The sequence below is a fragment of the Lentibacillus sp. JNUCC-1 genome (assembly GCF_009741735.1).
GTDB lineage: Bacteria > Bacillota > Bacilli > Bacillales > Amphibacillaceae > Lentibacillus_B.
On sequence record NZ_WHOH01000001.1, the window covers coordinates 2,040,082 to 2,054,169 of the forward strand.

At 41.5% G+C, this 14,088-nt stretch carries 14 protein-coding genes; 11 read left to right on the plus strand and 3 right to left on the minus strand.

Annotated elements, in window-relative coordinates; all coding sequences use genetic code 11:
- Positions 1-4: 4 nt before the first annotated feature.
- Positions 5-508: a cupin domain-containing protein gene (locus tag JNUCC1_RS09595; protein ID WP_156645203.1), complete on the plus strand. Its 504-nt coding sequence runs from the start codon at positions 5-7 to the stop codon at positions 506-508.
- Positions 509-585: 77 nt separating this feature from the next.
- Here JNUCC1_RS09595 and JNUCC1_RS09600 read toward each other — a convergent pair whose 3' ends face one another.
- Positions 586-1,359, minus strand: coding sequence for an SDR family NAD(P)-dependent oxidoreductase (locus tag JNUCC1_RS09600; protein ID WP_331713692.1), 774 nt, complete (start codon positions 1,357-1,359; stop codon positions 586-588).
- A gap of 164 nt (positions 1,360-1,523) precedes the next feature.
- Here JNUCC1_RS09600 and JNUCC1_RS09605 point away from each other — a divergent pair, with 164 nt between their 5' ends.
- The 9 genes from JNUCC1_RS09605 to JNUCC1_RS09645 all read left to right on the plus strand — a co-directional run bounded on the left by JNUCC1_RS09605 (position 1,524) and on the right by JNUCC1_RS09645 (position 11,483).
- On the plus strand, positions 1,524-2,279 hold the full coding sequence (locus JNUCC1_RS09605) for a sulfite exporter TauE/SafE family protein (protein ID WP_231784106.1): 756 nt from the start codon (positions 1,524-1,526) through the stop codon (positions 2,277-2,279).
- Positions 2,280-2,448: 169 nt separating this feature from the next.
- Positions 2,449-3,714, plus strand: coding sequence for a hypothetical protein (locus JNUCC1_RS09610; protein ID WP_156645204.1), 1,266 nt, complete (start codon positions 2,449-2,451; stop codon positions 3,712-3,714).
- A 295-nt stretch (positions 3,715-4,009) separates the two neighbouring features.
- Positions 4,010-5,473 (plus strand): IS1182 family transposase, encoded by a 1,464-nt coding sequence (locus tag JNUCC1_RS09615; RefSeq protein ID WP_156643992.1) that lies wholly within the window; start codon positions 4,010-4,012, stop codon positions 5,471-5,473.
- Between the two features lie 638 nt (positions 5,474-6,111).
- Complete coding sequence (locus JNUCC1_RS09620; protein ID WP_156645205.1) at positions 6,112-7,344, plus strand: ISL3 family transposase; 1,233 nt, start codon at positions 6,112-6,114, stop codon at positions 7,342-7,344.
- A gap of 365 nt (positions 7,345-7,709) precedes the next feature.
- Positions 7,710-8,360 (plus strand): SDR family oxidoreductase, encoded by a 651-nt coding sequence (locus tag JNUCC1_RS09625; protein WP_156645206.1) that lies wholly within the window; start codon positions 7,710-7,712, stop codon positions 8,358-8,360.
- A 37-nt stretch (positions 8,361-8,397) separates the two neighbouring features.
- Positions 8,398-9,411: an NADP-dependent oxidoreductase gene (locus JNUCC1_RS09630; protein WP_156645207.1), complete on the plus strand. Its 1,014-nt coding sequence runs from the start codon at positions 8,398-8,400 to the stop codon at positions 9,409-9,411.
- 353 nt (positions 9,412-9,764) lie between these two features.
- Positions 9,765-10,313, plus strand: coding sequence for an RNA polymerase sigma factor (locus JNUCC1_RS09635; RefSeq protein ID WP_231784107.1), 549 nt, complete (start codon positions 9,765-9,767; stop codon positions 10,311-10,313).
- Entirely contained in the window at positions 10,303-10,629 is a 327-nt protein-coding gene (locus tag JNUCC1_RS09640; RefSeq protein ID WP_156645209.1) for a hypothetical protein, read from the plus strand. The genes JNUCC1_RS09635 and JNUCC1_RS09640 overlap by 11 nt, the downstream gene beginning before the upstream one ends.
- A complete protein-coding gene (locus JNUCC1_RS09645; protein ID WP_197431687.1) occupies positions 10,599-11,483 on the plus strand; it encodes a hypothetical protein in 885 nt (294 codons plus the stop codon). The genes JNUCC1_RS09640 and JNUCC1_RS09645 overlap by 31 nt, the downstream gene beginning before the upstream one ends.
- A gap of 58 nt (positions 11,484-11,541) precedes the next feature.
- Here JNUCC1_RS09645 and JNUCC1_RS09650 read toward each other — a convergent pair whose 3' ends face one another.
- Complete coding sequence (locus JNUCC1_RS09650) at positions 11,542-12,351, minus strand: ABC transporter permease subunit (RefSeq protein WP_156645211.1); 810 nt, start codon at positions 12,349-12,351, stop codon at positions 11,542-11,544.
- Positions 12,348-13,235, minus strand: a complete 888-nt coding sequence (locus tag JNUCC1_RS09655) for an ABC transporter ATP-binding protein (RefSeq protein WP_156645471.1) — start codon at positions 13,233-13,235, stop codon at positions 12,348-12,350. Before JNUCC1_RS09655 ends, JNUCC1_RS09650 begins: the two co-directional genes overlap by 4 nt.
- 137 nt (positions 13,236-13,372) lie before the next feature.
- Here JNUCC1_RS09655 and JNUCC1_RS09660 point away from each other — a divergent pair, with 137 nt between their 5' ends.
- Complete coding sequence (locus JNUCC1_RS09660; protein WP_156645212.1) at positions 13,373-13,969, plus strand: TetR/AcrR family transcriptional regulator; 597 nt, start codon at positions 13,373-13,375, stop codon at positions 13,967-13,969.
- The last annotated feature ends 119 nt before the right edge of the window (positions 13,970-14,088 follow it).

Here is a 14,088-nt window from a genome sequence, read left to right on the forward strand (position 1 = left end):
TCGCATGGACAACGATGCAGCATATTGGATTGAAAAACTTAAACTTGAACCCCACCCGGAAGGCGGTTATTACCGGAGCACATTCCAATCTGATACATTAATAACGACAGAGACAAATGAAAAACGCCATTTGTATACAAGTATTTATTTTCTGTTGCGAGAAGGGGATCTTTCACACTTCCACCGCCTAAAGTCTGACGAATTGTGGTATTACCATGCGGGAAGTCCTTTGGAGATACATATGATTCATCAGGATGGTTCCTATCAATGTGTGAAATTAGGGGTGAATCTGGATAACGGAGAGGTGCCGCAGCTGATGGTGCCAAAGCATACCATTTTTGGCTCAGTGGCTGAGGAGAATGCCCCATTTTCTTTGGTTGGATGCATGGTCTCACCAGGATTCGACTTCAAGGATTTTGAGTTATTTGATCAAGCAGAGCTCTTGGACCTATATCCCCAGCACGAAGCAATTATCCGGAAGCTGGCTTACGCGAAAAAACCTAATTAATAAAGCTATATACAAAAAAAGAGAGCGTCATGGCTCTCTTTTTCTTCATTCTTTTATAACTGAGTCAGCGAGCAATATTATTGCTGCAGTTTTCCTGCCACATACCCGCCATCAACAGGAATGGTGACACCGCTGATCTGTCTAGCAAGATCAGAGCATAGGAACATGACTGCATTACCTTGATCTTCGGGTGTGGACATTTCTCCGGCAGGAAGAGAATCCAAAACACCTTGATATTGTTCAGGAGCTTTTTTGGCCCAGCCTTCAATCGCTGGGGTGATGGTTGCACCGGGTGCAATTGAATTAATCCGAATGCCTTGCTTCCCGTATTCCAATGCTACAGATTTTGTCAGGCCGACAATACCATGCTTTGAGGCCGTATAAGGTGTCATATTCGGTGAACCTTCCACACCAGCACCAGATGCTGTGTTCACAATGGCACCTCCGCCCGTTTTAATCATCGCATTGACCTCGTGTTTAATGCTATAGAACGTGCCATACAGTGTTACTTTCACTGTTTTGTCCCAATCGCTGGAATCCAGTTCACCAATCTTCTTCTGACCGACATTGATCCCAGCATTATTATGGGCAAAATCCAATTTGCCAAAAGCAGAAACAGTTTCATCTACAAGAGCTTTCACCTGTTCTTCATCACTCACATCACATTTGAAAAATCTTGCCTCTCCGCCATTATCCGTTATAATTTTCACGGTCTCATGACCAGCCTCTTCATTCACATCGGAAATCATCACTTTAGCACCGGCTTTTGCCAGCGCTACAGCACTTGCTCTGCCAATACCAGAACCTGATGCTGTTACCAAACCAGCCTTGCCTTCTAATAATTGTGTCACGAAAAACACTCCTTTATAAATTTAGCCTTAATTTAATTGTACGCCTTAGTGTGCCATTATCAACCGAAAATACTTGTGAGAACCGTTTTTCTGTTAATAGTCACTTTTTATGGGGTAAACTTAGTAGACGATGCTTGAGAATATACTTATAAGAAGGGATTATATTGGATCTATCCATTCTACAGTGGGTCCTGTTAGTTGTCGCCGCAGTACTGACTGGATTTAATAAGACAGGCGTGCCGACCACAGGCATCCTGATTATCGCGATCATGACGATGATTTTTCCAGCCAAAGAAGCCGTGGGGATTATGCTGCCGTTACTTTTGACAGCTGATATATTTGCCGTTATTTATTATCGGCGAGATGCGAATAAACGCATCTTGCTCTCGCTTATGCCATGGGTGCTTCTTGGATTGGGTGGAGGATATGTGATACTCAGATTCATTGATAATGATTTTCTTCGAGTGATGATCGGGGTTATTGTACTTGGGTTAATTGCTTTAGATGTGCTGCGCGGCAGAATGGGCGATCAATTTAATCGTGTTCTTCCTGATTCGATGCTGTTTTCATCTTCAATGGGCGTTCTGGGAGGGTTTACCACCATGGTCGGGAATGCAGCTGGAGAAGTGATTAGTATCTATATGCTCGTGAAAGGTTTGGCCAAGAGGAACTTTATTGGGACTGTAGCCTGGTTCTTCTTTACGGTCAATATCATTAAAATGCCTCTGTTCATTCATTTGGACATGGTTACTTCGGAAAACCTTCTGACAGACCTGATGCTGGTACCGGCTGTTTTTGTTGGTGCGGTCCTCGGTGTCAAATTGCTTCCGATTATACCGCGGAAAATATTTCGCATGGTGATCTTGCTTCTAGCAGGTCTGGGTGGATTAAATCTGTTAATCATGGGCCTATGGTTTTAAAATTCACACTAATACCCCTGAAGACTTCTGTGACAGTTTGTTTTCAGGGGTTTTTTGTATACTCATAGACATGCCACTTTTTTCTAATCGAATTCTAATCTTGTTCACATTGGTATTTAATTTGAGGGGGCTATGATAAGAGTAACTTAAAACAAAGGAGAGATTACACATGAAAACACTCGTACTCACAACAGCAGGTACACTACTATTAACCAGCGGAGGTTTGGGCTACGCGGTACACGCAAATGCAGATACAACACCAGTTGTTAACCACAGCTCAGCTTCTCACCATCAAAAAGTTCAAGTTGAAGCAGAAGACATTGAGGATCTCCTTGAATATGACACACTTGACGATGCCGTCGATGCAGATGACTTCAATGCAGAAGTCGTTGAGAACAACGCACACAAACGTGTGATTCTCCTGTCTGATGACAATGGTCAGCCACAATTCAAGAGCATCCTTGTAAAAGATACAAACAGATTAAAAGTGATTGATTTTCAAGGTGGTCTCGTGTTCAACCAGATCCTAGGTGAAACAGAAGAAGATGGAGACGCAGATGATAACACTTCTGAAGACAGTGACAATGAAGCAGTAGAAGAAGGTGCAGAGATTGATGAACTGCCAGAATACGACACACTTGACGATGTTGTTGACGCAGATGACTTCAATGCACAAGTTGTTGAAAACAATGCCCACAAGCGTGTGATCTTGCTAAAAGACGAAAATGGTCAGCCACAATTCAAAAGCATCTATGTAAAAGACACCAATAGACTAAAAGTGATTGATTTCCAAGGTGGCCTTGTATTCAACCAGATCCTTGGTGAAAGCGAAGAAGATACAGACGCAGACGATAACACTTCTGAAGACAGTGACAATGAAGCAGTAGAAGAAGGTGCAGAGATTGATGAACTGCCAGAATACGACACACTTGACGATGTTGTTGACGCAGATGACTTCAATGCACAAGTTGTCGAAAACAATGCCCACAAGCGTGTGATCTTGTTGAAAGATGACAATGGTCAGCCACAATTCAAAAGCATCTATGTAAAAGATACCAATAGACTAAAAGTGATTGATTTCCAAGGTGGCCTCGTATTCAACCAGATCCTAGGTGAAAGCGAAGAAGATGCAGACGCAGACGATAACGCTTCTGAAGACAGTGACAATGAAGCAGTAGAGGAAGATCAGAACAGTGATTCCTCAGAACAAGGTACTGAATTAGAAGGCCTAACAGAATATGAAACACTTAATTCTTATGTTGATGTAGATGACTTTAATGCACAAGTTGTCGAAAACAATGTGCATAAACGTGTGATTGTTCTTAAAGGTGACTATGGTCAGCCACTTTACAAAAGCATCTTTGTAAAAGACACAAACAGACTTAAAATCATCAACCTTCGCGGCGGTCTTGTCTTTAACGGCGTCGTAAAATAAGAATAAATCAAACACCCTCGAAAACAAGCAAATGTTTTCGAGGGTGTTTTTTATTTAGATTGTAAAAGAATGTATTTATTTTAGTGACGCAATTTAAGTAAACTGCGAACTAACTTAGGACTGCCGCTGGCAACCGCTCGGGGAAAACACTCCGCGTCCAGCGGGCGCTGATGAGCCTCCTCGGTCTAACGACCGAGGCCACTGAAAAAGTCCTCTAAATATCTAGGTAGGAGGTGATTTATAATCTGCGATTGCTTATAATGAAAATAATAAAAAAGAAAGTGGGAGATCGTAAATGTTAGCAAGTCAACAATCCTTAAACATTAGCTCCTATACGGATCTCTACGAGATCATTATTCCTAATGATAATTTTCTCCGTCGCATCAATGAGCTAGTTGATTTTAGTTTTATTATAGAGGAATTAAAAAATAAGTATTCTCATAATAATGGACGAAATGCGGTCTCCCCTATTCGAATGTTCAAATACCTACTGTTGAAACGTATTTATGATCTATCAGATAGTGACGTTGTAGAACGCTCAAGATATGATATGTCCTTTAAATATTTTTTGGAAATGGCTCCTGAGGACCCAGTCATTGATTCGAGTTCCTTAACAAAGTTTCGCAAATTGCGTCTCGAGGATAAAAATATGTTAGATTTACTTATTAATAAAACCGTTGAAATCGGGATAGAACAAGGTGTACTCGAGAGTAATATATTAATTGTGGATGCCACACATACCGCTTCTCGACACAATTCTAAATCAGCCAATGACTTTTTAAAAGAGAAAGCGAAGCTGGTGCGTAAAGCTGTATATGGGTTTGATGAATCTATGAAAGAAAAATTTCCAGTCAAACCTTCTTACGATGATATTAATGAAACAACTGAGTATTGTGAGTCTCTAATCAAGACGATTGAACAAGAACCGGAAATCAGCAACATGCCGACTGTGAAGGAAAGAATAAATCTATTAAAAGAAGTCTTGGATGACTGCGAACATCAAACAGTTCTTTCGGATGACCAGGATGCCCGCACAGGGCACAAGACATCAGATAGTTCATTTTTTGGTTACAAAACACATTTGGCTATTTCAAGGGAGAGAATTATTACAGCTGCATCAGTTACTACAGGAGAGAAAAGTGATGGTAAGTATTTAAAAGAACTCGTACAAAAAAGCAAAGATGCTGGCATGAAAGTAGATACAGTTATTGGAGATACTGCATACTCTGGAACGAATAACTTAAAGTTAGCAAAAGAAGAATCGTTTCAATTAGTGTCCAAACTGCATCCGGTTATTACAAATGGAAAAAGACACGATACTGGGTTTGAATTTAATAAGGATGCAGATATGTTTGTATGTCCGGCAGGACATTTAGCAACAAAAAAGTTATACAAGAATAGAAAAAATCGAAATGCCCAATTAAAGTTTTACTTTGATGTGGATAAGTGTAAAACTTGTCCTTTACGGGACGGATGCTATAAAGATGGAGCCAAAACCAAAACGTATTCTGTTTCAGTGAAGTCAACGGAACATAAAGATCAGGAGGCTTTCCAGCAAAGTGAAGCTTTTAAAGAAATAGCAAAAGATCGATACATGATTGAGGCTAAGAATAGTGAATTGAAAAATAGGCACGGATACGACAGAGCCGCATATTCGGGTTTATTTGGCATGGAATTGCAAAGTGCGGCGACGATATTTGTAGTTAATTTAAAAAGAATAATGAAGCTGATAGACAAAAAAGAGCAAGCTTCTGAGTAATAGAGGAGCTTTTTTTCTTTTTACTGCGAAAAAAAGCTCCGTTTTTTTGTTTTATTTTTCTTGTTTCGCTCTTCCTAAAAAAAGAGGGTGATTTTCAGTGGCCTCCTAACGACCTCCGGGGTCTCACCGAGGCTTTGCATCCCGCAGGAGTCTCCGCGTTTCCCCCGAGCTAGATATGAGAGGTTATTCTCTAACTCTTATGTGAGTAAAACCGTCCTTTGCGGGCAACGTCGACATACCCCTTGCCGGGGCAAGGAGGCTAAGGCCGTGCCCGCGGCTAGAAGACACTGTGAAAGTGTTCTTCTTGAACAGATGTCGCACTTGAGCTGTGATAAAGTTAAAGCGACTTCCCGCAGCGGAAATCACGATACTCTAACAAACATATATGGTTCAATTTGGATATATCGGAAATTTTGCATGCGATATCGGAAATTCTGAGGGTTATATCGGAATTTTTGAAGTGTATATCGGCGTTTTCAACTCATATATCGGAAAATCACATGAAATTGCCATATAAGTCGTAACTTAAAACTTCCCCGAGAATTTTTGCTTCCTCGCTATTTAATGTTGAGTCTAAAGTTTCATAACACTGTCTATACTGGGTAAAAACTATAAAATTACCCAGGAGATGATTCGTTATGCAAGATTTTCAAGAGCGGTATGATGTGTTTCAGTCAGCACTGGAAATACCTGAACCATGGTACGTATTTCATCATGAACTGGCCAAAGAAGAAAACACGTTGCACATTTATATTGAATATAGGTCAGGGGCCGAATTTTCCTGCCCCAACTGCGGTAAATCTGGATGTAAAGTTCATGATACCCTGGATCAAGATCGGACATGGAGACACCTTGATTTCTGGCAGTATCAAACCCTGCTTCGGGCAAGAATGCCACGAGTAAAGTGCGATGCTTGTGGTAAAATACGGACAGTGCACATTGAATGGGCACGCTCTGGTGCGGGATTTTCCTTTCTTTTTGAACAACATCTTTTATCGTTAATGATTGAGATGCCTGTTGCCGCAGTCGCTCGTAAAGTTGGTGAACATGATACTCGCCTTTGGCGTGTGTTTAATTATTATGTCAATAAAGCAATGGAAGACATGGATATATCGGAATTAAAACGCGTTGCCATGGATGAAACGTCTCGCGCCAAAGGGCATAAATATATCACGCTTTTTATTGATATGGATACAAAACGCTTGATATTTGCCACCAAAGGAAAAGGCGCGGACGTTCTACAGGATTTCTGCCTCCATCTTGATCATAAAGGGGTCTCACGCTCCCAAATTGAGGATATCTGTTGTGATATGTCTCCATCATTTATATCAGGTATTGAAAAGAACTTCTCAAATGCTTCAATTACTTTCGATAAATTTCATGTAATGAAATTGGTCAATGAAGCGTTGGATCAAGTACGTAGAGAAGAACAAGCAACACAACCGGAACTCAAAAATTCACGCTACGTATGGTTGAAAAACCAGGGAAATCTAACTAAAAAGCAGGAAGCTCAATTTCAAAAACTCAAGGACATGGACTTAAAAACAGGACGCGCATACCGCATGAAGTTATCGCTTCAAAACATGTGGACACGGTCTTACATTATTTCCAAACTCTACTTTAACGAATGGTACAATTGGGCAACACGTTCCCAACTTAAACCAATGATTGATGCCGCCAAATCTTTAAAGAGGCACCAGGATGGTATCTTAAGGTGGTTCGAAAGTAAGATGACCAACGGTCTGATTGAAGGGACTAACAGTCTGATTCAAGCGGTCAAAAGAAAAGCCCGAGGTTATCGTACAGCCGAGAATTTTATTGCCATGGCATATGCGACAGTCAATAAGCTGGATTTGATCAAACAATCATGACTGCAGTTATTCCTTTGTTTGCTTGACGACCACTACCTTGTATGCATTAGAGCTTGTCAAGTGGGTTCCTTGACTAGCTCTAATGCATACAAGACAATGCAAGCCGCAAACAAGGAATGATAGGTTAGCAGTATTACTACTATTTTGTTTTTTCAATACTAAATAGCGAAGAGCCGAATTTTTATGTAGGTTTATAAAGTTTTCACTGGTTCGCAGTTTGTGTCTACTGTTCGCATAGAGTTATGATTCTATGTGATGTTTCTACGGGTTCATTGGTCGTCCAGATTGAATAACTCGTTTTCAGGGTAGAGTGTAAAGGTGGGTTTTTAAACAAGAAATGCTTTATTAATAGAAAGGATGAGAGCATGAAGATCCTAGTTGTTGGAGCGAACGGACAGATTGGAAGGCATTTGGTTCAGTCCATTCAAAATAGTGGAGAGCACGTTGCCAGGGCAATGGTGCGTAAAGAAGAGCAAGTGTCTCATTTTAAAGAATTGGGTGCTGAGACAGCAGTTGTCGATTTAGAAGGCGAAATAGAAGAGATTGCAAAAGCAGCGGATGGTGTGGATGCGGTTGTATTTACAGCTGGATCCGGACCGAAAACTGGAAAAGATAAGACAATCATGGTTGACCTAGACGGTGCAGTTAAAACGATTGAAGCGACGAAAAAAGCTGGTGTGAAACGGTTTGTCATTATTAGCTCATACGACACCACCCGTGAGGCCATTCAGAATGCAGGCGAATCCATGGCACCGTATGTAGTGGCTAAGCATTATGCTGATGAATGGTTAAGGGGTGCAGGTCTTGACTACACGATGATCCACCCTGGTTTGCTAACAAACGATGCCGGCACTGGAAAAGTAGATGTGGGACCATCTGTTAAAGCAGATAACGTGGCCCGTGAAGATATCGCCAATGTCATTTTTGAGTCGCTAAAAAATGATGCAACAATTGGCAAGGAATTCAAAGTGATTAACGGTCAGACACCGATCCAAGAAGCTTTGGGAAATCTTTAAACGCTATTTTTAGAGGAAAGTTGTAAGGAGGCTAATCATGACACAACAACAATTAATTTTGAATGAGCGGCCAAACGGAATGCCGGATGACAATACCTTTCAATTCAAACAAGTAGATGTTGGGAATCCGGCAGCCAATGAGGTTTTGTTGAAAACACTTTACGTGTCAGTCGATCCCTATATGCGTGGACGGATGTCTGACAGAGACTCATATGTCGCACCCTTTCAAGTCGGTGAACCTCTGGCTGGCGGAGTAGTTGCAGAAGTCGTCGAGTCAAAAAGTGACCAGCTTGCAACAGGAGATATTGTGAGAGGAAATTTGCCTTTTCAGGAATACAATGTATGCAAAGCGGACGAGGTGAGTAAAGTCGAGACAAACGGACTTAGCCCGAGTGCCGCGTTGAGTGTTCTTGGTATGCCGGGCTTAACGGCTTACTTTGGCATGATGCATATCGGTGAACCAAAAGCAGGCGAAACAGTGGTTGTGTCCGGTGCGGCTGGTGCTGTCGGTCAGGTTGCAGGGCAGCTCGCAAAACAAGCCGGTGCCCGCGTTGTCGGCATCGTTGGTTCAGAGGAAAAAGCTGCTTATATCACGAACGAACTCGGCTATGATTCTGCTGTGGAATATAAAAAAGGCAATGTGCAGCAACAACTGAAAGACGCTTGCCCAGATGGCATAGACGTCTATTACGAAAATGTCGGCGGTGACATCGGGGATGCTGTTCTACCTCTGCTGAACACATTTGCCAGGGTCCCGGTCTGCGGTGCCATCTCGTCTTACAATCTGAAAGACGATGAAAAAGACATCGGTCTGCGTGTTCAGCCGTTCCTAATCAAATCTCGGGTAAAGATGCAAGGTCTGCTAGTCGGCGATTTCAGTGACCGATTCAGTGAAGCATACACCCACCTCGCCAAAGCCGTTGCTAATGGTGAGCTGAAGTATGAAGAAACCATTAAAGAAGGATTCGACAATATACCGAATGCTTTTCTGGGATTATTTACCGGGGAAAACATCGGTAAACAGCTCGTTAAAGTCGCCGATCCTTCCTAAGCGAAAAATGTTAAACACTCAGCTGTTTATGGAGCGCCATAAGCAGCTGAGTTTTTTGCGTGGAGCACGCTTTTGACAAAAATCTGGATAAAAGGAAGCATTTTATGGATAAGTACTTAGAAAACCTGGATATATGGTAATATTTTTTTGGATAAGCCTATAAAAAACCTGGATAACGCACCTTTTTTCTGGATAAATGTGTTGGAAATCTGGATAAACAACTATGCGTCATAGTAAAATTTTCCGTAATGTGCTTTCTTATCTGAAATCATTGCTATAAATTTGTAAAATATGAAACAAATGATAAGGAACCTATCGTTACATAAATGAAGGATGCTTTAGGGGGAAGGTACTTGGATGAGGAAGAAATCATTTCCAGGGTTAAGGGTGACGATGAACACGCTTTTGCTCAGTTGGTCGATGAATATAAACCTGTGATCGAGCGGTTTGCATTTCAATTCGGTATTGATTTTGGATCTGTTGCTGATGTCGTTCAGGAAACTTTTATCAAAATCCACCGGCATATCCATCGGTTTAAAAAAGGAAAGTTCTCAACTTGGGTTTACAAAATAACATTGAACGTGGCGCGTGATCATCACCGCAAGAATAAAAGACAGCAGCGATTATGGGAAAGAGTCAAAAAGAATTACCCGCAGAAGACAAGCACAACCTTTTTTGAAAAAGCGGAACATGTTCGGCTTCATGAGTGTCTGCAACAACTGGATGAGAAATATAAAACGCCGCTTATTCTTTATTATTTTCACGATCAATCGTATGAGGATATTGCATTCATATTAAAAATTAAGTTGAGCGTTGTTAAGACAAGACTGCATCGCGGGAAGGGGCAGCTTAGACATTTATATACCGATTTAAACGGGGAGGTGGAATCCCATGGCCAATAAAGATTTTGACGAACTGCTCGAGGACGTGAAGCAGGATTACAAAAACATGCCTGAATCCATCGATCAGCAATCTATTATGGCGAAAGTCTTTCTAGGAAAAAAGCATAATAGATGGAAGAAATTTGCTCCAACTGCAGCGGCACTCGCTGGTCTGGCCATATTTATGATCATGGTTTTTTCTGTTACGGATTCTGAGCAGCCGGCGGATGATGAACAAGAAAAGGCCCCAGTGAATTACAAACGTATTTTCTGGATAGAAAAGCAGCATTCAAACAATCTTTGGGTATGGAGAATGTGGATGACTTTCCAAGAGTGAAAGAAGCTGAGGATGTGATTGAGTACTATGAGTCTGAAGGTGACATTGCGACAGGAAAAGAAGCCATCAATGAACTTCTGAAGACGCCGGATATGGCTAAAGAAGAATATGAGTCTCGGAATTTCTCGGAGGAGTTCCCGCGTTTTTTTGTGATGCGTGAATTAAGGGGCGTGTTGAGAGGCTTTCAGGCGGACTTTCAAAGTGTGCTAATTAAACGTATGAAAGAACAGGAGCTATACCCTGATGGACAGCAAGACATCATTGATTATCAAGATCATATAGAAGTTTATGATGGACCTGAAACAATCAAGGATGTATTGCGGGGGTTAAACAAACAGGGATTAGACATTGGCCGTGATCAGAGTGATAAACTTGTGATTGTAACGGATTATATGTCGCTCTTTAACGATATGGATGTCGAACTGTTCGGGATCCATTCAGATTATTTAACACTTTTGGGGTCCGCGATTGATCCAGATCGCCCTGGGATTGGTAATGATTATGGAATTCCTTGGTATGATTTTGACATTGTTTTGACGATGACAGAAGGATATTTCCAGGAGTATGAGGATGATCCTCGACTAGAATATGTTGCATATGAACTGGCTCAATACGCAGCGATCTATCTTAGAGATTATGTCTCTGGAGGTGTTGAAGTGGAGGAAAAGCTTCCGAAAAAAGCTCAAAATGAACTGACCGCTTTTGTTGATAACTATCCTGAATCAGGTTTTGTAAGCGTGATTGAAGACGCAATTAGTCAGTATGAAGCGAATAACTGGAAACGAGTGGATATCGCCGTTACGCAAGATATGATGCTGAAGGCATTGGGGTTTGATGACCCGCCCCAAGACTAATATAAATAAAACAACACCCTCACAGTCACAGACAGGTGAGGGTGTTTTCTGCTTTTCCCTACAAAGGTAAGTTCCGCTTCCTAAAAATCAACACCGCAGCAATACACGTGACCACCCCAATAGCAGCCAAAATCACTGATGAGGTCCATACGTCTGCATCGTTGCTGGCAATTTTCCCCGGTTCGTACAAAGAAAAAGGGGTAAAATGACGGATCCAGTCGATTTCGGTGACGATTTTCCCCATCATGTCCATTCCGTAGAACACAAATGTTAACCCACCAGCTAGGGCAAAAGCGTTCTTCTCATCATTCATTAGAGAAGAAAAGAGCAAGGAATATCCTCCAACAGCAAAGAAAAGCAGCAATCCGACAAAGTTAATTTGGAAAAATTCATTAAAAGCGATGGTGCTATCCGTTTCAATTAAAAATTCAGCTGCAAGGAATCCGCCGCCGAATGTCAACGCATGAATAATGATCAAACCGCTGAGCAAGACCATGACTTGAGTGGTGGCAACTTGAACGCGTGAGACATGGGTGGAAAGCAAATAAGCCATGGAACCGCGGTCGACTAACCGAGCGATGAGCTGCACAGCGATAATGACCGAAAATACGCCTAGAATCAGTAAGTAAAACAAACCGTAATATTCCGCTGAGATAAATTGTCCGTAGCTGCTGAATGATTCCAATCCGATGGCACGAAGCAAGGCGTCGGGAAATAAATCAATCAGGTTTTCAATTTGTTCCATGTTTTCATCCATCATGGGATAAAGAGACGTCATAAGTGTCACATATGCAGCAGAAACAACACCAAAGCCGAGAAACAACTTCAGATGTGTTTTCATCATTTGGCTATAAAGAGACCCATTCATGATGTCGCCTCCTTCACATGGTAGTAATCCATGAAAATCTGTTCTAGACTTTGATCAGCTGCACTGATGTTTTTGACGTGATAATCGGATAAGGTATTGATGAAGGCATCATAATTCCCTTGAACTTCAATACGCAGCACGTAGTCGTCAATTTTTTCGAGGTTAAGGTCGGAAGCCATCAGCGCGTCGACGGCAGCTTTTTCCGTAAGCGTCACATCGAATGCTTTCCGCTGCATGGTCTGAAGTTCATGAATGTTTCTGACTGTCACGATCTCACCTTCGCGAATGATCGCTGCCCTATCACACGTCCGTTCAATTTCAGAAAAGCTGTGGGAAGACATGAGAAAGGTCTTGCCTTTTTCTTTCTCCTCAAGCACAAGATCGATAAAGACTTTTTGCATGAGTGGGTCAAGTCCTGACGTTGGTTCATCGAGTATATAGATGTCTGGATCATGCATGAAGGTTGCCACAATGCCCACCTTTTGCTTCATGCCTTTGGACATCTTGCGGATCGGTGTTTTTGGGTTGAATTGCAGCTTCTCGATCAACTCGTTACGTCTGTTTTTGCTGTTAATGCCTTGCATGCCAGCAAGCATATTCAGAAAGTCGCTCCCAGTTAACCCATCGAGAAAAGCAATCTCACCAGGCAGATATCCAATATGACTTCGTGCACGTGCCTGCTCGGTCCATGCATCAAGCCCTTTAATAGTAGCGCCGCCTTTCTGTGGTTTCATATAGCCCATTAAATGACGGATTGTCGTTGATTTTCCACTGCCATTTGGCCCGAGGAATCCGAACACTTCCCCTTTTTCCACCTGAAAAGAAACGTCGAAAATACCCCGACCATTTGGAAACTGCTGGGTCAATTTATCGATTTCGATCATCATCTCTCCCCCTTATTTTTGAAATCTGTTACATGTTTCATTACATTAATTCTATGCTTTAAGAAAATGGAAGTCAATGGTATAATGAAATAAATATATGTAAAAATTTCATAATTTATACTTGAGGTGCGGATGATATGAACGGCTTTAAAAAAAGAACTGAAAAAATAAAACAACGCATTAAAGATGCAACGCTAGAGTTGCTAACAACCATGGAACCACGTGCCATTAGAATAGCCGATATTGTCGAGCAAGCGAACGTTTCACAGGTTACAATCTATAATCATTTCGGCAGCAAAGACAATCTGATCCGTGAAGCCCTTCAAGATTGGTATATGGAGATTGTCCAAGAAACGCGTCAGTATTTGCAGGATGATACGAAAAGTTTTCAAGATAAAGTGGCTTTCACTATTTTTAATAAAAAAGCTTATTTGCAGAAGCTCAGCATCAGCAAATTGGAGAAGCTAATCTGGCAGGATTCTGAGATGAAGACGTTTGTGGAAAAAATCTATCAAGATCATTCACTGCCGCTTATGATGGACCTGATTGAACAGGGAAGGAAAGAAGGTGCCATCCACTATTCATTTCCTTCATCTCTTATTATATTTTATTTGAATATCTTTATGGAAAAAGCGGAAGATCTCACAGCATATGCACAAACATACGATAACGAGGAAGCCTTTATAGAAGATATGATGCAACTGTTCTTTTATGGTATTGCAGGGAAGCGGTAGAGGCATGATGAGTGTCAAAAAGCTTCAAACCCCTTGTTATAACAAGGATGCAACTTCAGGTTGACACATTGTAACGCTGCAGATATAGAAAATGCCCTTATGTTTTCGTAGGATAGAGT